At 64.3% G+C, this 20635-nt stretch carries 24 protein-coding genes; 13 read left to right on the forward strand and 11 right to left on the reverse strand.

Translation table 11 applies throughout. The features are described 5' to 3' along the window. Window positions 1-221: 221 nt before the first annotated feature. From ACR9ZN_RS20735 to fmt, 3 genes are all read left to right on the forward strand, one after another. A complete protein-coding gene (locus ACR9ZN_RS20735) occupies window positions 222-1439 on the forward strand; it encodes an MFS transporter (protein ID WP_441771158.1) in 1218 nt (405 codons plus the stop codon). 189 nt (window positions 1440-1628) lie between these two features. Then, complete coding sequence (gene def / locus ACR9ZN_RS20740; RefSeq protein ID WP_481273068.1) at window positions 1629-2198, forward strand: peptide deformylase; 570 nt, start codon at window positions 1629-1631, stop codon at window positions 2196-2198. Between the two features lie 19 nt (window positions 2199-2217). Beyond that, window positions 2218-3129 (forward strand): methionyl-tRNA formyltransferase, encoded by a 912-nt coding sequence (gene fmt, locus ACR9ZN_RS20745; protein ID WP_454816865.1) that lies wholly within the window; start codon window positions 2218-2220, stop codon window positions 3127-3129. On the opposite strand, the gene ACR9ZN_RS20750 is transcribed toward fmt, so the two are convergent. The 3 genes from ACR9ZN_RS20750 to ACR9ZN_RS20760 form a co-directional block, all read right to left on the reverse strand. After that, window positions 3089-3805, reverse strand: a complete 717-nt coding sequence (locus ACR9ZN_RS20750; RefSeq protein WP_434958332.1) for an amino acid ABC transporter permease — start codon at window positions 3803-3805, stop codon at window positions 3089-3091. The two genes, fmt and ACR9ZN_RS20750, sit on opposite strands and share 41 nt — an antisense overlap. Then, entirely contained in the window at window positions 3802-4542 is a 741-nt protein-coding gene (locus tag ACR9ZN_RS20755) for an amino acid ABC transporter permease (protein WP_454816255.1), read from the reverse strand. The genes ACR9ZN_RS20750 and ACR9ZN_RS20755 overlap by 4 nt, the downstream gene beginning before the upstream one ends. A gap of 83 nt (window positions 4543-4625) precedes the next feature. Beyond that, window positions 4626-5438, reverse strand: a complete 813-nt coding sequence (locus ACR9ZN_RS20760; RefSeq protein WP_454816257.1) for an ABC transporter substrate-binding protein — start codon at window positions 5436-5438, stop codon at window positions 4626-4628. Between the two features lie 288 nt (window positions 5439-5726). Here ACR9ZN_RS20760 and truA point away from each other — a divergent pair, with 288 nt between their 5' ends. From truA to ACR9ZN_RS20775, 3 genes are all read left to right on the forward strand, one after another. Further along, on the forward strand, window positions 5727-6470 hold the full coding sequence (gene truA / locus ACR9ZN_RS20765) for a tRNA pseudouridine(38-40) synthase TruA (protein WP_454816259.1): 744 nt from the start codon (window positions 5727-5729) through the stop codon (window positions 6468-6470). 101 nt (window positions 6471-6571) lie between these two features. Continuing rightward, complete coding sequence (locus tag ACR9ZN_RS20770) at window positions 6572-6877, forward strand: NIPSNAP family protein (protein WP_434958336.1); 306 nt, start codon at window positions 6572-6574, stop codon at window positions 6875-6877. 88 nt (window positions 6878-6965) lie between these two features. Next, entirely contained in the window at window positions 6966-7556 is a 591-nt protein-coding gene (locus ACR9ZN_RS20775; protein ID WP_454816261.1) for a sugar O-acetyltransferase, read from the forward strand. A gap of 59 nt (window positions 7557-7615) precedes the next feature. Here the strand turns inward: ACR9ZN_RS20775 and murJ are convergent, their stop codons facing one another. Beyond that, window positions 7616-9187 carry a murein biosynthesis integral membrane protein MurJ gene (murJ, locus tag ACR9ZN_RS20780; RefSeq protein ID WP_454816263.1) on the reverse strand — a complete coding sequence of 524 codons (1572 nt, stop codon included), beginning with the start codon at window positions 9185-9187 and terminating at the stop codon, window positions 7616-7618. Window positions 9188-9288: 101 nt separating this feature from the next. On the opposite strand from murJ, the gene ACR9ZN_RS20785 reads away from it, so the two are divergent. After that, the gene (locus ACR9ZN_RS20785; RefSeq protein ID WP_434958339.1) at window positions 9289-10305 is read left to right on the forward strand and encodes an adenosine kinase; all 1017 of its coding nucleotides are present in this window, start codon (window positions 9289-9291) and stop codon (window positions 10303-10305) included. Between the two features lie 51 nt (window positions 10306-10356). Here ACR9ZN_RS20785 and ACR9ZN_RS20790 read toward each other — a convergent pair whose 3' ends face one another. From ACR9ZN_RS20790 to ACR9ZN_RS20810, 5 genes are all read right to left on the reverse strand, one after another. Beyond that, entirely contained in the window at window positions 10357-10653 is a 297-nt protein-coding gene (locus ACR9ZN_RS20790) for a DUF6958 family protein (RefSeq protein ID WP_454816265.1), read from the reverse strand. 66 nt (window positions 10654-10719) lie between these two features. Then, entirely contained in the window at window positions 10720-11331 is a 612-nt protein-coding gene (locus ACR9ZN_RS20795) for a LysE family translocator (RefSeq protein WP_454816267.1), read from the reverse strand. A gap of 83 nt (window positions 11332-11414) precedes the next feature. Then, the gene (locus ACR9ZN_RS20800; protein WP_481273069.1) at window positions 11415-12227 is read right to left on the reverse strand and encodes an AraC family transcriptional regulator; all 813 of its coding nucleotides are present in this window, start codon (window positions 12225-12227) and stop codon (window positions 11415-11417) included. Between the two features lie 9 nt (window positions 12228-12236). Continuing rightward, window positions 12237-12827 (reverse strand): nucleoside 2-deoxyribosyltransferase, encoded by a 591-nt coding sequence (locus ACR9ZN_RS20805; RefSeq protein ID WP_481273070.1) that lies wholly within the window; start codon window positions 12825-12827, stop codon window positions 12237-12239. Between the two features lie 23 nt (window positions 12828-12850). After that, on the reverse strand, window positions 12851-13855 hold the full coding sequence (locus ACR9ZN_RS20810) for a 2-hydroxyacid dehydrogenase (RefSeq protein ID WP_434958344.1): 1005 nt from the start codon (window positions 13853-13855) through the stop codon (window positions 12851-12853). Between the two features lie 150 nt (window positions 13856-14005). On the opposite strand from ACR9ZN_RS20810, the gene ACR9ZN_RS20815 reads away from it, so the two are divergent. The 3 genes from ACR9ZN_RS20815 (at window position 14006) to ACR9ZN_RS20825 (ending at window position 16033) form a co-directional block, all read left to right on the forward strand. Continuing rightward, entirely contained in the window at window positions 14006-14743 is a 738-nt protein-coding gene (locus ACR9ZN_RS20815) for an SH3 domain-containing protein (protein ID WP_434958345.1), read from the forward strand. Between the two features lie 10 nt (window positions 14744-14753). Continuing rightward, window positions 14754-15359 (forward strand): hypothetical protein, encoded by a 606-nt coding sequence (locus ACR9ZN_RS20820; protein ID WP_481273071.1) that lies wholly within the window; start codon window positions 14754-14756, stop codon window positions 15357-15359. Between the two features lie 152 nt (window positions 15360-15511). Beyond that, on the forward strand, window positions 15512-16033 hold the full coding sequence (locus ACR9ZN_RS20825; protein ID WP_481273072.1) for a YegJ family protein: 522 nt from the start codon (window positions 15512-15514) through the stop codon (window positions 16031-16033). Between the two features lie 105 nt (window positions 16034-16138). Here the strand turns inward: ACR9ZN_RS20825 and ACR9ZN_RS20830 are convergent, their stop codons facing one another. Continuing rightward, a complete protein-coding gene (locus ACR9ZN_RS20830) occupies window positions 16139-17059 on the reverse strand; it encodes an alpha/beta hydrolase family protein (RefSeq protein WP_481273073.1) in 921 nt (306 codons plus the stop codon). Between the two features lie 78 nt (window positions 17060-17137). Between ACR9ZN_RS20830 and ACR9ZN_RS20835 the strand changes: the two genes are divergently transcribed. From ACR9ZN_RS20835 to ACR9ZN_RS20845, 3 genes are all read left to right on the forward strand, one after another. After that, a complete protein-coding gene (locus ACR9ZN_RS20835; protein WP_481273074.1) occupies window positions 17138-17743 on the forward strand; it encodes a TetR/AcrR family transcriptional regulator in 606 nt (201 codons plus the stop codon). A 68-nt stretch (window positions 17744-17811) separates the two neighbouring features. Next, window positions 17812-18204, forward strand: coding sequence for a nuclear transport factor 2 family protein (locus tag ACR9ZN_RS20840; protein ID WP_481273075.1), 393 nt, complete (start codon window positions 17812-17814; stop codon window positions 18202-18204). 158 nt (window positions 18205-18362) lie between these two features. Then, window positions 18363-19007 (forward strand): dihydrofolate reductase family protein, encoded by a 645-nt coding sequence (locus ACR9ZN_RS20845; RefSeq protein WP_481273076.1) that lies wholly within the window; start codon window positions 18363-18365, stop codon window positions 19005-19007. 21 nt (window positions 19008-19028) lie between these two features. Here ACR9ZN_RS20845 and rtcR read toward each other — a convergent pair whose 3' ends face one another. Next, a complete protein-coding gene (rtcR, locus tag ACR9ZN_RS20850; RefSeq protein ID WP_434958352.1) occupies window positions 19029-20624 on the reverse strand; it encodes an RNA repair transcriptional activator RtcR in 1596 nt (531 codons plus the stop codon). Window positions 20625-20635: the final 11 nt, after the last annotated feature.

A 20635-nucleotide genomic window follows, 5' to 3' on the forward strand; every position in this document is an offset into this window, starting at 1 on the left:
GCCCGAGGGATTCAGCCCGGACACCAGGCACAGCCCTCAAAATACACGCATCAGTTGAATCAGCATATTTTTGTGGCGCTTCGGCGATTTCAGGACTTCTATGGCCAGTGGGAGGCTTCCTTGGCGACGTTCATTGCGTCGATCCAAGCAAATGGCGCTGCGGAAATGGCCAAGACTGTCCTTTCCCTGCGGCCAACCGATGGTCATAAGGGAGAAATCGCTTGCCTCTCAGTTCACAGCAGAAAAAGACTGTCCTTGCCTCCTTCCTGGGCTGGACCCTCGACGCCTTCGACTTCTTCCTCCTGACCTTCCTGCTCACGGATATCGCCGCGGAATTCCAGGTCGGCGTTCCCGCCGTTTCCGAAGCCTTGTTCTTCACCCTGGCGACCCGTTTCATCGGCGCCTTCATCTTCGGCAGGCTCGCTGACAAATTCGGACGCAAGCCGATCCTCATGCTCAACATCGTCAGCTATTCGGTGATCGGTGCCCTGGCGGCCTTCTCGCCCAATCTCATGGTGTTCCTCGTCCTGCGCGCCATCTTCGGCATCGCCATGGGCGGCGAATGGGGCCTCGGTAGCTCACTCGCCATGGAATCGATCCCGCCATCGGCCCGCGGCATGGTTTCCGGCCTGCTCCAGGCCGGCTATCCGACCGGCTACCTGCTGGCGGCAATCGTCTACGGCCTGATCTACGGCCAGAACATCGGTGGCCATGTGGTCGGCTGGCGCACCATGTTCCTTCTCAGCTTCCTGCCGGCGCTGATCGTGCTCTTCATCCGGTCGCATGTTCCGGAATCACCGGCTTTCACCGAGGCCAAGGACCAGGCGAAGCCCAGCCTCATGGAAACTTTAAGCCGGCATTGGGGCATCGCCCTCTATGCCGTGGTGCTGATGATGTTCTTCAATTTCTTCAGCCACGGCACGCAGGATCTCTATCCGACCTTCCTGAAGAAGCAGCACGGTTTCGATGCTCATACGGTGAGCTGGATTACGATCGTCGCCAATATCGGCGCGATTATCGGCGGCCTATTTTTCGGGGCCTTGTCCGAGAGGATCGGTCGCGTCAACGCTATCACCATCGCCTGCTTGATTGCGCTACCTTCTCTCTCGTTGTGGGCCTATAGCACCACGCCCGCGATGCTCGCCATTGGCGCCTTCATCATGCAGATCTCGGTGCAGGGCGCCTGGGGCGTCATTCCGGTGCATCTCAACGAACTGTCGCCTGGCTCCGTGCGGGCGACGCTACCCGGCTTCATCTATCAGGCCGGCAATCTCGCTGCGTCCTATGGCGGCCCCTACCAGGCCGGCATCGCCGAAGCGCCCGGCAACAGTTACGGCTATGCACTGGCCCTTTTCGCTGGCGTCGTCGCCGTCTGCATCATCGTCGTTATTCGCTTCAGCCCGGAACGGCGCGGGCAGGTGATGACCGTGCTCGAATAGCACGCGTTTCGCGATGGATCTTCCGGGATTGCCGGCATCCCTGCCGGCTCTTCCTTTCCCGTACGCGCAGCGCTTCCGAGAGCCGGCAATCGCGACATGCAAGCATGTCACTGAGATGCCGGCGGTCCCAGGAGCGTCTCAGCCCGCTTTCGGATTGACGCCTCGCGCGCGGCATCCTATCTGCCTGACATGGCCATCAAACCGATCATCATCCTGCCCGATTCAAAGCTCCGCCTCGTCTCCGCGCCGATCGAGCGCGTCGATGCGGAACTGCTCCAGCTCGCCGACGACATGCTGGAAACCATGTATGACGCGCCCGGCATCGGCTTGGCGGCGATTCAGATCGCCGTGCCGCGCCGCTTGGTGGTCATCGACCTTGCCAAGGAAGACGAGCCGCCGGAACCGCATGTCTTCATCAATCCGGAGATCGTGTGGTCGTCGGAGGAGCGCAGCGTCTACGAGGAAGGGTGCCTCTCCATCCCCGACTATTATGCCGAGGTCGAGCGCCCGGCCACCGTGCGCGTCGCCTATATCGACCGCGAGGGCAAGAAGGCCGAGCTCGAGGCCGATGGGCTGATGGCGACCTGCCTGCAACACGAGATCGACCATCTCAACGGCGAATTGTTCATCGATCACATCTCCAAGCTCAAGCGCGATATGGTGATCCGCAAGTTCACCAAGGCGGTCAAGACCGGCGAACTGCCGCAGTTCAAGCGGGAAAAGCGCGAGCGCGAAGCTCCCCGTCCGGCGGAAGGCTGAGGCCTTGCGCGTCGTCTTCATGGGCACGCCGGATTTCGCCCGCCCGGTGCTGGCCGAGATCCTCAGCCAGGGCCACGAGGTCGTTGCGGTCTATACACGGCCGCCTGCTCCCGCCGGCCGCGGCATGACCCTGGCGCCCTCGCCGGTGCACAGACTGGCCGAAGGCTTCGGCATTCCGGTATTCACACCCAAGAACTTCCGCGACGAGGAAGTGATCGCCACCTTCGCCGGCCTCGGCGCCGATGTCGCCGTGGTGGTCGCCTATGGCCTGATCCTGCCCAAGGCGGCCCTGGAGGCCCCGGCGGAAGGCTGCCTCAATTTGCACGCCTCGCTGCTGCCGCGTTGGCGCGGTGCCGCGCCGATCCAGCGCGCCCTCATGGCCGGCGACAGCAAGACCGGTGTGATGGTGATGCGCATGGAAGAAGGCCTCGATACCGGCCCTGTCGCGCTGGCCGACACCGTCGAGATCGAGCCGGACATGACGGCCGGCGAGTTGCATGACCGCCTCTCCCTGCTCGGCGCCGACCTGATGGCCCGGGCGCTCGGCGCCCTCTCGCGCGGCACGCTCACCTTCACGGCCCAGAGCGAAGAGGGCGTGACCTACGCCCGCAAGATCGACAAGGCCGAGGCCCGCATCGACTGGTCGCGCCCGGCCGAAGAAGTCCATAATCACATTTGCGGTCTTTCTCCCTTCCCCGGCGCCTGGTTTGAAGCCGATTGGGGCCAGGGCCCGCAGCGGGTGAAAGCGCTGCACGCCGCGCGCGCCGAGGGTTATGGCGTGCCCGGCACGCTGCTCGACGACGAATTGACGGTCGCCTGCGGCACCGGCGCGATCCGCCTTCTCCAGGTCCAGCGCGCCGGCAAGACCCCGATGGGCGCCGTCGAATTCCTCAAGGGCGCGCCGCTGGTGCAAGGGTCGCGGCTGGCGTGACCGGGCGGCTTCTGCGCGCCAGCACGGTCGCCAGGTGATCGAGCGCGGCGCACAGACACCAATAGACCGCACCGACGAACAGGAAGATCTCGCTTGGATAGACCATCGCCCTGTTGTTCACCTGTGTCGCGACGAAGGAAAGCTCCGGCACGCCGATCACATAGGCGAGCGAGGTATCCTTCACCAATGCCGTCCACTGATTGACGAATGAAGGGGCCATGGCGCGCAGCGCCTGCGGCAGGACGATCAGGCCGAGAATGCGCCAGCGCCCGAGGCCGAGGGCAAGGCCGGCCTCCCATTGGCCGGGGCCGATGCTGCCGATTCCCGCCGCGACGGCATGGGAAAGGTAGGCGCCCGATATCAGCGACAGGGCCATGACTACCGTGCCGATCTCGGGCGCCGAAATCCCCAGCAGGATCGGCAGCAGGAAATAGCTCCAGAAGATCAGCATGATCACCGGAATAGCGCGGAAGAAGCCGATGACGACCACCAGCACCGTCTTCGCCGGCCCCCGGCTCATGGCAAGGGCGATGCCGAGCACCAACCCGAGCCCTGCCGAGACGATAGCCGAGAGCACCGACAGGATAAGGGTGAGCGCCAATCCGCCGATCGGCCCCACGGGCCATGCGCCGACCAGCAGATAGTCGAGATTGTCCCAGACGACCGCGAAATTCATGCTCGCCCCGCTGCCCCATTGAAGCGGCGGCTGCGCGCCACGGCGTGGCCCGCCGTTTCGGTGAGGGCGACGGCACCGACATACAGCAGCGTCGCCACGCCGAAGGCCTGGAAGGTGAGGAACGTCTCGGTCTCGACCTGGCGCGCCGCATAGGACAGTTCGGCAAGGCCGATTGCCATGGTGAGAGACGAATTCTTGATGGTGTTGAGATACTGGCCAACCATCGGCAGCCAGGCGATGCGGACCGCCTGGGGCAGCACCACCAGGAGGAAAACGAGCTGCGGCGTGAGGCCGAGCGCCAACGCCGTTTCGCGCTGCGCCGGGGCCACGCCATTGATGCCGGCGCGCAGTTCCTCGGCGATATAGGCACCGGCATAAAGCGTCAGGGCAAAGAAGCCCGCCAACGTCTCGAAGGCAGGCCAGCCGAGCGGCACGACACCGAGCTCGACGACATGCGGCGTGTTCAGCCAGGTCATCAGTCCTGCCGGCATCAACGCGGAGGCGACGAAATACCAGAAGAACAACTGCACGAGCAGCGGCGTGTTGCGGATGATGCTGACATAGACAGTCGCAATTGCCCTTGCCAGTCGGTTTTCGGCGAGTTGCAGGCCGCACACCACGACGCCGAGAGCAGAGCTGGCGATGCACACCGCCAACGATAAAGCCAAAGTGATGCCGAAACCCTGGATCAGCCAGACCAGATAGCGCAGCGCCATGGGCTCGCCGAATATGCCCATTTTGTTTTCCTCAAACGATCGAACGCAAAAAGCCGCGCGGGGGACCCGCGCGGTGTCGGAAACTTTCAAGCAATGTCAGGGAACTAGCTCTTGTCGCCGATCTTGAACAAGCGGGCCAGAGGCTGCGCCGATTTCGGGCCGAACCAGACATCGTAGATGCTGGCCGCCTTGCCGTTCGCCTCGAGCTCGACCAGCGTCTGGTTCACCACCTCGACCAGGCGCTTCTCACCCTTTGGAATGCCGACGCCGATATAGTCGTTGGAGATAGTGAAGGAGGGGATCTCGTAATTCTCCTTGTCGGGCACATTGGCCAGCAGGCCGATCAGCTTGGGGCCGTCCTGGGTGATGGCCTGGACATTGCCGTTGCGCAGGGCGGTGAAGGCGAAGGGCGTATCGTCGAAGGAGACCACGACGGCCTTGGGGAAATCGCGGCGCAGCACGATCTCGTTGGTCGTGCCCTTGTCGGCGCCGATGCGCAGACCGTTGAGCTGGTCGGGCGAGGAGAGCGTACCCTTCTTGGCCAAGAACTGCTGGCCGGATGAGAAATAGGGAATTGAGAAATCGAGCTGCTTGGCGCGCTCCTCGGTGATGGTGAAATTGGCCAGCACGAGGTCGACTTTGCCGGAGGTGAGCAGCGGAATGCGGTTGGCCGGGTTGGTGGGACGCAGTTCCAGCTTCACGCCGAGCTTGTCGGCAAGGGCCTTGGCATAATCGACGTCGAGGCCGGCAATCTGCTTGGTCTTCGGGTCGACGAAGCCGAAGGGTGGATTGGCGTCGAAGGCCGCGACCCTGAGGACGCCGGCCTGCTTGATGTCGTCGAGGCGGTCGGCATGGGCAACGCCGACCGCGCCGGCGGCCAGGAGGGTGGCAAGTACGAATGTCGCAAATCTGCGCATGTCACGATGTCCGTTGGAAATATTTTGAATTCGCGGCGGCCGGGCGGAGCCGGCTGTCGCGAGACCACCAAGGCATTTGGTGCTTTGGCTCATCTTCATTTATTAGTCTATAAAATCAATAGAAAAAATATATTGAATTTGTGACCTGTCGATACCTCCTGGCACGGACAGCGATCGCCCGGGGTCTCAGCAGTGCCTTCCGCACCCGATGGCGGGTAAAACCTCACATACTGGTGACTCTCGTGCCCGATTGGCGTAGAGGCCTGACTTCAGCAACGAAGTACCCGAATGCCGCGTTACAAGCTCCTGATCGAATATGACGGCACGCCCTATGTCGGCTGGCAGGCCCAGGCCAATGGCCGATCCGCGCAGCAGGCGATCGAGGAGGCCATTCTGGCTTTCACCGGCCAGACCCTGCGCATCCAGGGGGCCGGCCGTACCGATGCCGGCGTGCATGCCACCGGGCAGGTTGCCTCAGTGATGCTGGCCAAGGATTGGAGCACGGACAGGGTGCGCGATGCCCTCAACGCCCATCTCACTCTGCAGGACGACTATGTGACCATCCTGGCGGTCGAGCAGATGCCTGACAGTTTCGATGCCCGCTTTTCCGCCAAGGGTCGCCGCTATCTCTATCGTCTGATCGACCGCCGTCCGCCTCTGGCGCTGGAGCGCCACCGTGCCTGGCACATCCGCAAGGCCCTGGACGCCGAAGCCATGCATCATGCCGCGCAGGGCCTGATCGGCCATCACGACTTTACCACCTTCCGCTCGGCCGACTGCCAGGCCCAGAGCCCGATGAAGACGCTCGACCGCCTCGACGTGGCGCGCGTAGGCGACGAGATCCATGTCGTCGCCACTGCCCGCTCCTTCCTGCACAACCAGGTCCGCTCCATGGTGGGATCGTTGCGCAGGGTCGGCTCCGGCGACTGGAGCAAGGCGGATCTGGTCGGTGTGCTGGAAGCGCGAGACCGTACCCGCTGTGCTGCGCTGGCACCGCCGCATGGGCTCTATCTCACCGGCGTCGATTACTGATCTCCCTCCGCGACAGCAGCGGAGCTGGTTCAGAATCGGATCCGATGTTGTAGGAAACTCGCGCCGCTTTCTGGCACGATGCTCAAGCTGCGAGGCCGTCCGTGATCACCTGTCATCTGAAATATGTCATCGACCCCTGGAAGGTCGACGCCTTCGAAGCCTATGCGAAAGCCTGGATTCCCGTGGTCAATCGCATGGGTGGTACGCATCACGGCTATTTCCTGCCACATGAAGGCGCCAGCGACATCGCCTACGCCCTGTTCAGTTTTCCCAGCCTGGCCGCCTATGAGGATTACCGCCGGCGCCTGGCCGTGGATCCGGAATGCCAGGCCATCCTGGCTGAGGAAAAGCAGATCCGCAGCATCCTGCGCTATGAACGCAACTTCCTGCGACCGGTCCTGGGCTGACGTCACGGCCTGCGCACTTCGCATAGGAATTGGAGCGGACGAGCGATCCGTCCTGATCGCATCTTGCTCCAGGGAACAGGAGGTCCCGGTGGATCTGGAGGCCCAGCGCGCCCTGATGCTCGGCGGCGCCGTGTATAACGACCTGACACCCGAACTGATCGCGGCCCGTGCCAAGGCAGTCGAACGCACCGACGCCTATCACCGGAGCATTGGCGAGCCGGCCGAAGCGCGCGAGGCCATTCTGAGGTCACTCCTGAAATCGGTCGGCCCGGGCGCTCTGTTCGAGCCGAGCTTTCGCTGCGAGTTCGGCTTCAACATCAGCCTCGGGCGCTCCTTCTACGCCAATTTCGACTGCGTGATTCTCGATGGCGGTGGCGTCGAGATCGGAGATCATGTGCTGTTCGGGCCACGGGTCGGCATTTACACCGCCAATCATGCCATCGATCCGATCGAGCGGGCTGCCGGCGCCTGCCAGGCCAAACCAGTGCGGATCGGCAACCGGGTCTGGATCGGCGCCGGCGTCCATATCAATCCAGGCGTGAGCATTGGCGACAATGCCATCGTCGGATCGGGCAGCGTGGTGACCCGCGACATCCCGCCAAACGTCATTGCCGCCGGCGTTCCAGCCCAGATCATCCGCGCTATCACCGAGGCCGATCGCACGGGCTTCAGGCCCTGACATGGCCGTTGCATTTCGATGGCAGATCTGCCTCGCAATGCGGTCTTACGACCCGACAGCTAGAGGCCGGCCTTCGGCTTACGTCCGACCAATAGCGTCCGCAATCCGGCCTTGCGATCGATGGCGCCAAACAACCAGCAAAGGACGAGGTAGAATATCAGGCCGCCGCCGCAGAGAAGGGCCAGCGCCGCCACCCGTAGCGCCAAGGGCTGCCCTGAGATCAGCCAGCTCTCCATGACCTGCGCCACTCCATAAACGGCGGCCAGCATCAGGATAGCGGCCACCGCGATCCTGGGCAGTCGCAAACGGGCAGACGGATCGAGTTGCAGAAGTCCGCCTTGCCAGGTCACCAGGAGCAGCAGGACGAGATTGATCCAGCCCGACGCCGCGGCGGCGACGGCGATGCCGGTCTGGCGCCAGACTGGAAAGAGGGCCAGGGACAGGATCACGTCGGCGATCGCGCCGATCAGGGCGATCACGAAAGGCAGGCGCATGCGGGCACGCGCGAAGAACAGCGGCTGCAATACCTTGGCCCCGGCGAAGGCCGGCAGGCCGGCCGCAAAACCCGCCAGGGCCCAGGCGGTGGCGCTGCTGTCGCTGGCCGTGAAGGCGCCACGCTCGAACAACACGGAGACGATGGGACCGGCCAGAACGATCAAGGCCAAGCCAGCGGGCAGGCTGAGAAAAGCTGCGAACTCGACCGCTCGGCTCAGGATGCCGCTCTCGGCCTGCCGGTCGCCTTGGCTGCTGGCCCGGGCGAGATCCGGCAGTAAGGCATTGCCGAGCGCCACCGCAATGATGCCCAATGGAAGCTGGTAGAGGCGGTCGGCATAATAGAGCCAGGTGACGGCGCCGGGATCGGCCGAGGCCACGATCAGGCCGATGAAGGCATTGACCTGCGTCGCCCCCGCCGTCAGCACGCCGGGCAGCGCCAGCAGGAAAAAGCGCCGGACCGCGGGGGTCCAGCGGGGCCTGACCAGGCGCAACCGCAGGCCGGCCCGATGCAGCGCGAAGAAGACCAGAGCGCCCTGGGCGAGGCCGCCGATGAAGATAGACCAGGCCAGCAGGCGCGCCAGGGCCTCCTGGTCGAGCTGAACCAGCAAGGGCGCGCCGAGCAGGGTGGCGATGGTGACGACATTGACGAGGGCCGGCGCATAGGCGGCGGCCGTAAAGCGGCCGTTGACGTTGAGTACCGCGGAGGCCACCACCATCACGGCCGTTGCCAGGCAATAGGTGAAGGTGATGCGCGACAGGGCGACGGCGAGGTCGACACGACCGCCCCCCTTCCCGAAGCCAGGTGCGATCAGTTCGATCAGCAGCGGCATCGCCACGAGAGCCAGGGCCGAGAGCAGGAAGAAGACGAGGGCGACCTGGGTGAAGACCTGGTCGGAAAAGGCCTCGCCCTCGCCTCGGCGCTCCGCCTCGGCATGCAAGGGCACGAAAGCCGTGTTCACCGCCCCTTCGGCAAACAGCCGGCGCATCAGGCTGGGCAGGCGGAAGGCGACCACGAAGGCATCCGCCACCGGCCCGGCACCAAGCGCCGCCGCCACCATGGTGTCACGGATGAAACCGAGAATGCGGGAGGCGAGGGTGGCGAATCCAACCGAGGCAGCGTTACGCAGGAAGGCCATCAGAACTCCGAACGACAGCGACGGCAGCGGTTGCATCGCAACTCTTTCTTGCCGCAACGCAACACATCGCTATAGTCCGCGCCGCAAAACAGAGATACTGCATGCCCAAATCCCCTTCCAGCGCGAAACCTCGTTTCGACGTTCTCACCATCGGCAACGCCATTGTCGATGTCTTTGCCCAGACCGAAGACGATTTCCTGGTCCGCGAAGGCCTCGCCAAGGGCGCCATGATCCTCACCAGCGAGGAACGGGCCGACCATCTTTACGCCGCCATGGGCCAGAGCGTCGAGATTTCGGGCGGATCGGCCGCCAACACGGCCGTGGGTGTCGCTTCCCTGGGCGGCAAAACCGCCTATTTCGGCAAGGTGAAGCAGGACGAGGCCGGCAAGGTCTTCACCCATGACCTGCGCGCCCAAAGCACGCATTTCCAGACGGTGCCGCTGAGCGAGGGGCCCTCGACCGCCAAGAGCTTCATCTTCATCACGCCCGATGGCGAGCGCACGATGAACACCTATCTCGGCGCCTGCCACCTGCTCGGGCCCGCCGATATCGAAGAAGACGTCGTGCAGGGCGCCGCCATCACCTATATGGAAGGCTATTTGTGGGATCCCCAGGATGCCAAGGACGCCTTCCTGAAAGCCGCCGACATCGCCCACAAGGCCGGGCGACGCGTCGCGATCACCCTGTCCGACTCCTTCTGCGTCGACCGCTTCCGCGGCGAGTTCCTCGACCTCATGCGTTCGGGCGTGGTCGATACCGTGTTCGCCAACACCCAGGAGATCAAGTCGCTCTACGAGACCTCCGACTTCGAGACGGCGCTCGCCCAGGTCGAGAAGGATTGCCGCCTCGCCATCGTGACGCGGTCGGAAGACGGCGCGCTGGCGATCGAGGGCGGCACGCGCGTCTCCGTACCGGCTTTCCCGATCGACAAGCTCGTCGATACCACCGGCGCCGGCGATCTCTTCGCCTCGGGCTTCCTGTTCGGCCTCGCCCGCGGCCTGCCGCATCTGGCCTCGCTCAAGCTTGGCGCACTGGCCGCCGCCGAGGTGATCCAGCATGTCGGCGCCCGCCCGCAGACCAATCTGCGGGTGATGGCCCAGGAAAATGGACTTCTCTGACGAGAGCCAAGGCATCATCGAGAAAAGCCGGAAGGCTTTTCTCGAGCAGCGTCAGGCCTTGTAGAGGCGCAGCGGCGAGACCTTTTCGCGCCGGATGACGCCTCTCGCCTCGAGGTCGAGTTGCACGGCCTTGACCCACCAGCCTGCCTTCGCCCCGCCGGGATAGAGATCCTGCGGCAGCAGGGCCGGTACCGCGTCCTGGACCTGCGCAACGGTCAAGCCCGGCTTGCTGTCCGGGAGAACGGCCAGCATGGCCGACTTCATTGCCACATACAGGACTGCATCCGCCGGCCGGCCCTTGCCAGGGTGATTGACGTTCAACAGCTCGATCCTGCTTGCATTCGTCATGATTGAATCCTCCCGCTTGCGACGTCCTTCATTGGCAAGGACGCGCATCCCGGAACGTTCCCAGCATCACAAGCGCGAAAAGGCCAGCTTCAATCCCAGCCCCGCAAAAGCCAGTGCAAAACCGCGGCGCAGCCAGAGGAGCACGGCTGGCCGCCGCGCCACCTGGTTCCGGACCGCCGAAGCACCGGCGCCATAGGCCAGGAAGACCAGGAAGGTCAGGGCCATGAACCAAAGGGCGAGTTCGTTCATCGCGGCGATCGGGCTGGCCGTGCCGGGCGGGATGAACTGCGGCAGGAAGGCGAGGAAGAAGAGCGACAGTTTGGGGTTGAGGATGTTCAGGAGCACGCCCTTGAGGATGATGCGGGCCGGTTGCAGGCGCTGCCGATCCCCTGAAAGCTGCAGGCTGCTGCCGTCCCGCCAGATGCTCCAGGCCATGTAGAGGAGATAGGCGGCGCCAAGATAGGTCAGGGCCTGGAAGGCGACGGCGCTGGCATGCAACAGCGCTGCCAGACCCACGATCGCAGCGGCGAGATGGGGCAGGATGCCGAGCGTGCAGCCGAAGGCGGCCAAGGCGCTGGCGCGCCAACCCTGGCTCAGCCCGAGAGCCAGCGTATAGAGCACGCCGGTGCCGGGCAGGAGGATGACGACGAGCGCGGTGACGAGATAGTCGAGGGACATGCGGAGGCTCCGGTGGAAAACCACAGGAATGCCCCGATGGCGGCAGGCCCGTCTTGAACGCAATTGCAGCGTGTGGGGCTGATTCAAAGAGCCCGTGCCGCCGCATAGGCGCCGGGCGAGATGCCGTAGCTGCGTACGAACAGGCGGGTCATGTGGCTCTGGTCGGCGAAGCCGCTCGCCGCAGCGGCCTCGGCGAGCGCCATGCCGCGCGCGATATGGCGCCGTGACAGCTGGAGACGGCGCTGCATCAGATAGGCGTGCGCCGTCAGGCCGGTTGCCCTCGCAAAGCCGCGGACCACCTGAAAGCGGCTCAACCCTGTCAACTGCGCCAGGTCGAACAGGGATAAGGGCGCGACTGGATCGCTATCGATGTAATCGCGGGCAATTCCGATGGCGCGAGGCACGGCGGAATCGGGAACAGCCACGCCGCTGATCCGGGCCAGCAAGATCAGCAAGGTTTCGTCGCGGCAAAGAACGGTGGCGTCCCTCGTCCCAGTGTCGATGAGGCCCTGGAAAAGCCTGGCAAAAAGGCTGGCAATCCGCCGGTCCCGTACCACCGGCTCGGCGAGTTCGAACGTGGCGCCGCCGCCTTCGCGGATGTCCCCGATCGCCTCTGCCATGAGGGCTGGATCCAAATAGAGCATGCGCCAGGCCCGGCCGCGATCGCCGATAGGGCTGCCATCATGTATCTCGCCCGGATTGACCGTGATGACGTCTCCCTCAGCGGCCTCGACCGGGCCGCGCCCGCTGGCCGACTTCTGGCTGCCGCGATCGATCAGGCCGATGCCGTATTGATCATGCATGTGGCGCGGAAAGCTGTAGCTGCTTTGGGCTATTACCGCGTCGATCCCGGCCATGCCGGAGGCTTGTGCGGTGAACAGGCCTCGCGCGCCCATGCCGGCCGCCTAAGACGAAGAAGACGGTTTGCCGCCTTGCAGCAGCCGCCCGGCGGCGATCCCGAGGCATTCCTCGAAGGCGGCAAGGTCCTCGAAGAGCTTGCCGGGCGCCGCGGAGCGGGTGACGAACGCGCCGCCACGTGCCTCGATACCGCCGTCCAGCATCAGATTCTCGGCCATGTCGAAATCCTCGACCGCCAGCCCATCCGAGCCGCGTGGCCGGCCCTCGGCATCATCAGCGACCTTGCCGCCACAATAGACCTGCAGCCGCTCGAAATGCGATTGGGCCACATTGGAGAAGGCGAAGGCCGGGCAGCCACGCGCGCACATGAAGCCGAGTTCGTAGACCGTGCCGGTATCGGCGGCGATGCCGCGGAAGGGCGTGAGGTTGGCGATGATCGCATCGGCACTCAGCATCAGCTTTTCATTGACGGCGCTGATCGCGAGGCCGAAATCGCGCTTGGTCGGCTGGGCCGGGATTTCCAGGTCACCGGGCGAGACCGGGATAAAGCCATAGCGCCGCGTGAGCTCGATCTTGGCGTCGAGCACCTCACGGGCATTGGGCAGGAAGACTTCGGGGCCGGCCAGATAAACGCGCATCGTATTCCTTCCTGAGTGGGGCGCTACAGCATCTCCGGCAGCACCTTGTCCGGCGGGCTGTGCCCGTCCATGAAGGCGCGGATATTGACGATGACCTTCTCGCCCATGTCGGTACGGCCCTCGATGGTGGCCGAGCCCATATGCGGCAGCAGCACCACGCGTCCGCTCTTGGCGAGCTTGACCAGGCGGGGATTGACCGCCGGTTCATGCTCGAACACGTCGAGCCCGGCCCCGGCGATCTCGCCGGCATCGAGCATCTTGGCAAGCGTGGTCTCGTCGATTACCTCGCCGCGCGCCGTGTTGACGACCAGGGCCTCGCGCTTGAGCAGCTTGAGCCGCCGGGCCGAGAGCAGATGGTAGGTCGCCGGCGTATGCGGACAGTTGACCGAGATGATGTCCATGCGGGCCAGCATCTGGTCGAGCGAATCCCAATAGGTCGCTTCCAGTTCCGCCTCGATGGCGGGGTCGACATGATGGCGGTTGTGGTAATGCACCTGCAGGCCGAAGGCCTTGGCCCGGCGCGCAAGCGCCTGCCCGATGCGGCCCATGCCGATGATGCCGAGGCGCTTGCCGGTGATGCGGCGGCCGAGCATCCAGGTCGGCGACCAGCCTGGCCAGGCATTGTCGCCTTCGGGAATCACCCGCGCGCCCTCGGTGACGCGCCGGGCCACGGCGAGAATCAGTGCCATGGTCATGTCTGCGGTGTCGTCTGTGAGCACACGCGGCGTATTGGTCACGGTGATCTTTCGCGCCACGGCAGCCTCGACATCGACATTGTCGACGCCATTGCCGAAATTGGCGATCAGCTTGAGGCTGCTGCCGGCGGCCTCGATCAGCGCCTTGTCGATGCGGTCATTGATGGTGGGCACCAGCACGTCGGCGGTTTTCACCGCCTCGATCAGCGCCTCCTGCGACATCTTCTCGTCGGTCAGGTTGAGCTGCGCGTCGAACAATTCGCGCATGCGGGTTTCCACGCTGTCCGGCAGGCGGCGTGTGACCACGACCCGCGGTTTTTTTCGTAACGACATGCCGACCTCCCGCAAACTTTAAGACGGCGTTCACCGCCCTCAGACAAACTGCACCGATAAGCCCGCAGCCCGTCGCTGTCTTTCCTCTAACAGACAGGCAAGCGCAGCAACAGAGGTGGTTGCGGGCGAGTGTGTGCGTCGAGGTCCGGCATGTCCTATTACGAAGAAGAAGCGCCCCGTTTAAGTCCCATTGCCAAGATCGGTTTTGCTGGCGCCTTCTGTGCCCTCATCGTCGCTGGCGGGGTCTACTATCTTCACCACAAGCGCCTGAAGCAGCCGGCAGGCTCGGTCACCGAAGGCATCAGCGCCGATACGCTTGCCGACCCCACCGTAGCCGCCTTCATCGCCGGCGCAGGCAAGGCCGCCATTCCGGACAAGCAGGCCGATGACGTCACCGGCTCGCTGCCCGATCCCAAGTCGGCAACCGGAGACCGGTCCGGCAAGGATCAACTCGGGCCGGTCTCCGGCCTACCGATGCCACGCTTCGTCAGCCTGAAGCCCGACAGGGTGAATGTGCGCCAGGGTCCTTCGCGCGACCAGACCGTGTCCTTCATCTACCAGAAGTCCAATTTACCGGTGGAAGTGATCGCCGAATTCGAGAACTGGCGGCGCATCCGCGACGCCGACGGCTCCGAAGGCTGGGTGCTGCAGAACCTGCTCTCAGGCAAGCGCACAGCCCTGATCGCGCCCTGGTCCAAGCAACAGACGCTGCCACTCCGTGCCACCGCCGACGCCAAGGCGACGGCCGTCGCCATGCTGCAGCCCGGCGTGCAGGCCTCGATCAAGAGCTGTGCCTCGAACTGGTGTCGCATCCAGGGCGAAGGCTTCGACGGCTGGATCCAGGAAAACAATCTGTGGGGCGCTTATCCCGGCGAAGCCGTCGACTGAGACGGGACCGGTGCCGCGCCTTCGCCTGATGATCAGCGGGATCGCCTCCCGCGAGCAAGCCGGCGCGGCGGTCGAGGCCGGCGCTGACGCCATCGGGCTCGACCCTTCAGCCTTTCCGCAGGCGGGGCCGGAAGGCAGCGAGGCGCTGGCGGCGATCGCACTCGCTCTGCCGCCGGCGGTCACGCCGATCCTGGTCACCCCGGCGCTGACGGCCGGTACCGTGGCCCAGCAGGTCGATGCATCAGCGGCGCTCGCCGTCCGCCTTGCAAGGCCGATCGCCACCAGTGAATATCCCGGCCTCAAGCGCATCATCCGTGGCCGCAAGATCATCCAGTCGATCGATCCAGCCCACAGCGATGCCAGCGCCCTGGTGGAGACCTATGCCAGCCTTGCCGCTGCGCTGCATCTGAACCTCGACGACGCGGACGATCTGGGCGCCTGCCGACATTTGATCGAGTTGGCAGGCCTGCCCTGCTTTCTCGGGCTGACGGATCCGGCACTCCTCCCGGCCGCCGCCGCGCTACAACCCCACGCCATCGATTTCGTGCTCGCCGGCGAGGATGGCTTCGACCCACCGGCCTTGCACCGCTTCGCTGCAGCGCTCGCGGCCCTATGAATTTACCTACAAACGATGCAGGGGGACATTCTGTGCCGATCTCGCACCGCTCCCACGAGGCCCGGACAAAGGGCGAGACGCCCACAGAAAACGCCCCCGTTGCGATCCGGCCCGTCCTGCCGCTACGATGACGCCAGCAATCGGAGCCGCCGATGACGAGAGCATTCCTCCTCGCCGTAACAGGCCTCGCCTTTCTGGGCCTGTCCGCGGCCCATGCCGAAACCGTGACCCAGAAGGCCGGCCGCGACGGCACGCTGAAGGCCAGGGATGACGATCCCGCCATGAAGGCCGCTTTCGCCAAGGCGCAGGAAAGCCTGCCCGATTTCATCGACGCCCTGGACGGCAACGTCACCGGCGCCAGCGACTTCGCCGTGAAGGTGCCGATCATCCAGGGTGCCCAGACCGAATATTTCTGGCTCAACGAGGTCAGCCATAGGGGTGACCGCTTCACCGGGAAGATCAACAACCGCCCGGAACTGGTGGGCAATGTGACGTTCGGCCAACAGCTCACCTTTCTCAGGAGCCGGATCCGGGACTGGGGCTATTACCGCGACGGCAAGCTGCAGGGCAATTTCACCACCTGCGCCCTGCTGGCCAAGGAGGATCCGCGCGAGGCCCAGGAGTTGAAGGACCAGATCGGCCTGACCTGCGAGGGCGCCCCCTCGCCGCAATGAGGCCGGCCGTTTCTCCCTGTGAAGCCTGAACTCGAAAATCGCCGAAGGTGACAAAGGTCGGGGTTCGTACAATCTTTCGGTCGGGCTCTGCCGGCGCGCCATGCCTCACCCCATCGTCTCGAAGCGCCGGTGCGGCCAGGGATTCACGCCGTCCCGCAGCCAGGCGAGCGTGTCCCGCCAGAAGCCGACCCGATGCCGGTCATGGAACAGGCTGAAATGACCGATCTCGGCTAGGTCGTAGTCCTGCGGCAGCAGGCGCACCGCTGTCGTGGCGCTGGAGCTGTAATAGGCCAGGGCACGCCGGATGGCAGGCACAGTGCCGAATTCATCATCCGACGCCGTCACCGCCAGGATCGGCGCGGAAACCGCGGCAAAGCGCGCGAGGACCTCCTCCCGCTCCTTGCGTGGATGGCTGTCTTCCACGCGCCGGCGGCGGAAACTCCATTCGAGCGCGATTCCGGCCGGCAGGTCTTCGAGCCAGCCCAGCCGCCGGCCCGGGAAATAGCCGTATATCGCGGTGAGCAAGGGCATCAGCACATGCCAACGCCAGAGCAATTGGAGACGGTGGCTGCGCGCATAATCGGGCCAATAGGCATATTGGGCGCCGACGGTGAGCATGCGATCGATACAGGCGGCATTACCAGCGAGTCCCGGCAGGAAGCCGCCGATGCTATGGCCGACCACGAAGAGAGGCCCATCCGGCCGGCGCTGCCTGGCAAAGCCTAGCACGGCCTCGAAATCGCGCGTTCCCCACTCGCTCCAGCGATAGCCGCAATGCTTCAGATCATTCGGGCGTGACAGGCCGATGCCGCGATAGTCATAGGTGATCGCATCGAAACCGTGTTCGCCGAGAAAACGGGCATAGCGATGGTAATAGCGGGCAAGCACGCCTGTCGCGGCATTGATGATGACCGTGCCCGTTCTTCGTCCACCATCCGCCGGCCAGAGGTGGCCGGCAAGAACGACCCCGTCGCCGCAGGTGATTTCGACCGGTTCGGCCGGTACCGTGTCCATAGCCATTGCCATCCCTTGCTCGAACGAAGGGATAGCACGGTTTCCAACAATGATTATACTCACTAGTCAGTATACATTGGAGGCCGTGCCATGCCTGCATCCGCGACCACCACGCGCGAGCGCATTGTCAGCGCCGCGGCGCGCCTGTTCTACGACAAAGGCATTCGCAATGTCGGCGTGGACGCGGTCGCCGCCAAGGCCGGCATCACCAAGCGCACGCTCTATTATCACTTCACCAGCAAGGACGATCTGATCGCTGCCTATCTGGCGGCCCGCGACCAGCCCAACCTCGCTCTGTTCCGGCGCTGGTTCGACGAGGCGCAGGGGGACATTGCCTCCAAGGTCGAGGCCATCTTCCGCAATCTCGCCGTCGCGGCCCGTCGTCCGCGCTGGAAGGGATGCGGCTTCCTGCGCACCGCCGCCGAACTCGCCGACCTGCCCGGCCATCCCGCCATCAAGGTAGGCGCCGCCCACAAGAAGCGCTTCGAGGGCTGGCTGCGGCTCGAATTGGAGCGGGAGGCCCTTGCCAACGCCGGCCTGCTCGCCCGGCAGGTCGTGCTTTTGCTCGATGGCAGCTTTGCCGTCGTGCTGCTGCACCACGACCCCGACTATATGGAAGCTGCCGGCAAGGCCGCAGCCACATTGATCACCACGGCGCTCGGCAACAGGACTTCCCGCACACCCGCCGCGGCGTGATCTTAAATAGCCGGCAAATTATATCTCTTCGCGTTTAATATTCCATGCAGGAAAGGGCCAAGACCGCCATGACGAGCCACACTCCCAACGATCCCGGTTTCGAGGCGCTGGTCACGGCGCTTCAGACCTATTTCGACGGGCTCTATCACAGCGACACCGAGAGGTTGCGCCATGTCTTTCATCCCCAGGCTCTCTATGCCTGCGCCAGCGAAGGAGGCCTGACGCATCTCGGCATGGCCGAATATTTCCCCATGGTGGACAAGCGTCCTTCACCCGCAAGCCGCAACGAAGAGCGGGCAGACAGGATCGTGTCCCTCGAATTCGCCGGTCCGGTCACGGCCTTTGCTCGGGTCGAATGCGCGATCGGGCCGAAGCATTTCACCGATCTCCTGACCTTCGTGCATCTCGATGGGCGCTGGCAGATCATCTCGAAGGTCTTTCACTTCGACCTGCGTCCGTGAACCCGGCCGCATCCGGTCCCGTCAGATAGAGACAAATCGGCGGCAGCCGCCGCACATCTGGCTTCCTATACCTTGGATAAAACTGATTGCAAAATTGAATCGGTTTGACTAGCCTCTGGACCGGTTTCAATATGCAATCAGACCGGAGAGGAAACGACATGTCGAAACTCATCGTCCGGGGCTTTTCCCTTTCGCTCGATGGCTATGGCGCCGGCCCCGACCAGAGCCTCGACAATCCCCTCGGCGTGAATGGCACCAAGCTGCATGGCTGGGCCTTCGCCACCCGGACTTTCCGCAAGATGTTCGGACAGGAAGGCGGCGAGGCGGGCATCGATGACGATTTCGCCGCCCGCAGCATGGACAATCTCGGCGCCTGGATCCTCGGCCGCAACATGTTCGGTCCGGTTCGCGGCCCCTGGCCCGACGCAAGCTGGAAAGGCTGGTGGGGCGACAGTCCACCTTATCACGTGCCGGTCTTCGTACTGACCCACCATGCCCGTGACCCGATCGAGATGGAGGGCGGCACCGTGTTCCATTTCGTCACCGACGGCATCGAGTCGGCCCGGCGGCAGGCCAGGGCGGCCGCCGGCAACAGGGATGTGCGAATCGGCGGCGGCGTTGCGACCATCCATCAATATCTCAAGGCCGGCCTGATCGACGACCTGCATCTTGTCATCTCGCCGGTGTTGCTCGGGAAGGGGGAGAGCTTCTTCGCCGGCATCGACCTGCCGGCCCTGGGCTATCGCGTCACCGACCGCGTCCCGACACCACAAGCCACCCACCTGACCATCGTCCGGGAGTGAGGCATATTCGAAGACCCGCACTCAGCCCTGCCGCACCTCTTCCCAATCCAGTTCGAAGCGCGCCAGATATTTGCGCAGGCGATCGGCATCGTTCGAGCTGGCCTTGGCCTGTCGCGATGCAGCGAACAGCACGCGCCCGGCCGCGCTGAGGGAGGAACTGGCGCGGCAGACGCGAACCACCTCGGCCAATTGCACCTGGTCAAACCGGTCGATGCCGGCAACGCGCTCCTCGCCGACGAGGTCCGCGAGCAGCCTGTCCGTGCCGTCGCCGTCACCCGCTCGCCAAAGCCTGACGAGGCGGGCGATCTCCTCGACGACCCCCTCCTCGGTGATGCGCCCGCCCGGTGCCAGCGTCGCCATGCGAGTGACGGAGGCGGAAAGATCGCGGAAATTGGCGGTCCAGCGCGCTTCCGCCGCCGTCGCGAAGGCAAGGTAGCGGGCACGCGCCTCACGGTTGAAGGCGATGTTCTCGCCCTCGCGTTCGGCGTAGCGCGTGAGTTCGAAGTCGAGATTGGGTTCGATATCCTCGCGGCGCGCGGCAAGGCCCGGCAGTTCGAAGGTCCAGAGGTTGAGACGGGCCAGCAAATCCTCGCGAAACTTGCCCGAACGCACGTCGACCGACAGATCGCGATTGGTGCCGGCAATCAATTGAAAATCGCTGGCCGCCTCCTTGTCGGCTCCGACAGGCAGGAAGCGTTTCTCCTCGATCGCCCTGAGGATCATGGCCTGTTCGTCGAGACCAAGCTCGCCGATCTCGTCCATGAACAGCAACCCGCCATCGGCCGCACGCAAGAGACCGGCCCGATCGGTCTGGGCGCCGGTAAAGGCGCCCCGCACATGGCCGAACAGCGCCGACATCGTATGATCGCCACGCAAGGTGGCGCAATTGACCTCGACGAAACCGCCCGTGAGCTGCCGCCGCGCCTGCTTGAGCTCGAAGATGCGGCGGGCCAGCAGCGACTTGCCGGCGCCGGTCGGCCCGGTCAGCAGCACCGGCGCGCGCGAGCGCATCGCCACCCGCTCGATCTGGTCGATCATGGCGTTGAAAGCAGTGTTGCGGGTGGGGATACCGGATTTGAGGAAGGAAGTCGCCTCATGCGTCTCCGCCCTGAAACGACTGGCGATGGCATCATAACGCGAAAGATCGAGATCCACGATCGAATAGGAGCCGGCGACGCCTTCGCCCTGGCGCTTGGGCGGCGAGAGCTGGATCAGTTTGCCGGGCACATAATGGGCCTCGGTCAGCAGGAACCAGCAGATCTGGGCGACATGGGTGCCGGTGGTGATGTTGACGAGGTACTCCTCTTCCTCGGCATCGAAGGGATAGGCCTTGGCGAAATCATAGAGAGCCCCATAGACCTCCTGGAAATCCCAGGCATCGGCGAGATTCATGATGTGCCTGACCACCTGCGTATCCGGCGAAATCACGGCGATGTCGCCTGTGATCCGCTCGGCCAGCGACGTCGCCCTGATATCGTGGATCAATTCGAGGCGGTCGATGGGCAGATCCCCCTGCTGGCAAAGCGCCACTGTCGGCCGCCAGCGCTCCCAGCGCTTGTCACGCTTGCCGCTGTCCAGGCTGACGCCGAGGAACCCGATGGCGACACGCTTTTTCATGAATCCTCCAC

Source organism: Labrys sp. HAY1-8F, from assembly GCF_056754975.1.

Excerpts from the sequence above, each read along its gene's own strand:
- def (WP_481273068.1), top strand. The coding sequence starts at position 1,629 with ATGGCCATCAAACCGATCATCATCCTGCCCGATTCAAAGCTCCGCCTC.
- fmt (WP_454816865.1), top strand. The coding sequence starts at position 2,218 with ATGGGCACGCCGGATTTCGCCCGCCCGGTGCTGGCCGAGATCCTCAGC.
- ACR9ZN_RS20750 (WP_434958332.1), bottom strand. The coding sequence starts at position 3,805 with ATGAATTTCGCGGTCGTCTGGGACAATCTCGACTATCTGCTGGTCGGC.
- ACR9ZN_RS20755 (WP_454816255.1), bottom strand. The coding sequence starts at position 4,542 with ATGGGCATATTCGGCGAGCCCATGGCGCTGCGCTATCTGGTCTGGCTG.
- ACR9ZN_RS20760 (WP_454816257.1), bottom strand. The coding sequence starts at position 5,438 with ATGCGCAGATTTGCGACATTCGTACTTGCCACCCTCCTGGCCGCCGGC.
- truA (WP_454816259.1), top strand. The coding sequence starts at position 5,727 with ATGCCGCGTTACAAGCTCCTGATCGAATATGACGGCACGCCCTATGTC.
- murJ (WP_454816263.1), bottom strand. The coding sequence starts at position 9,187 with ATGGCCTTCCTGCGTAACGCTGCCTCGGTTGGATTCGCCACCCTCGCC.
- ACR9ZN_RS20785 (WP_434958339.1), top strand. The coding sequence starts at position 9,289 with ATGCCCAAATCCCCTTCCAGCGCGAAACCTCGTTTCGACGTTCTCACC.
- ACR9ZN_RS20790 (WP_454816265.1), bottom strand. The coding sequence starts at position 10,653 with ATGACGAATGCAAGCAGGATCGAGCTGTTGAACGTCAATCACCCTGGC.
- ACR9ZN_RS20795 (WP_454816267.1), bottom strand. The coding sequence starts at position 11,331 with ATGTCCCTCGACTATCTCGTCACCGCGCTCGTCGTCATCCTCCTGCCC.
- ACR9ZN_RS20800 (WP_481273069.1), bottom strand. The coding sequence starts at position 12,227 with ATGGGCGCGCGAGGCCTGTTCACCGCACAAGCCTCCGGCATGGCCGGG.
- ACR9ZN_RS20805 (WP_481273070.1), bottom strand. The coding sequence starts at position 12,827 with ATGCGCGTTTATCTGGCCGGCCCCGAAGTCTTCCTGCCCAATGCCCGT.
- ACR9ZN_RS20810 (WP_434958344.1), bottom strand. The coding sequence starts at position 13,855 with ATGTCGTTACGAAAAAAACCGCGGGTCGTGGTCACACGCCGCCTGCCG.
- ACR9ZN_RS20815 (WP_434958345.1), top strand. The coding sequence starts at position 14,006 with ATGTCCTATTACGAAGAAGAAGCGCCCCGTTTAAGTCCCATTGCCAAG.
- ACR9ZN_RS20825 (WP_481273072.1), top strand. The coding sequence starts at position 15,512 with ATGACGAGAGCATTCCTCCTCGCCGTAACAGGCCTCGCCTTTCTGGGC.
- ACR9ZN_RS20830 (WP_481273073.1), bottom strand. The coding sequence starts at position 17,059 with ATGGCAATGGCTATGGACACGGTACCGGCCGAACCGGTCGAAATCACC.
- ACR9ZN_RS20835 (WP_481273074.1), top strand. The coding sequence starts at position 17,138 with ATGCCTGCATCCGCGACCACCACGCGCGAGCGCATTGTCAGCGCCGCG.
- ACR9ZN_RS20840 (WP_481273075.1), top strand. The coding sequence starts at position 17,812 with ATGACGAGCCACACTCCCAACGATCCCGGTTTCGAGGCGCTGGTCACG.
- ACR9ZN_RS20845 (WP_481273076.1), top strand. The coding sequence starts at position 18,363 with ATGTCGAAACTCATCGTCCGGGGCTTTTCCCTTTCGCTCGATGGCTAT.
- rtcR (WP_434958352.1), bottom strand. The coding sequence starts at position 20,624 with ATGAAAAAGCGTGTCGCCATCGGGTTCCTCGGCGTCAGCCTGGACAGC.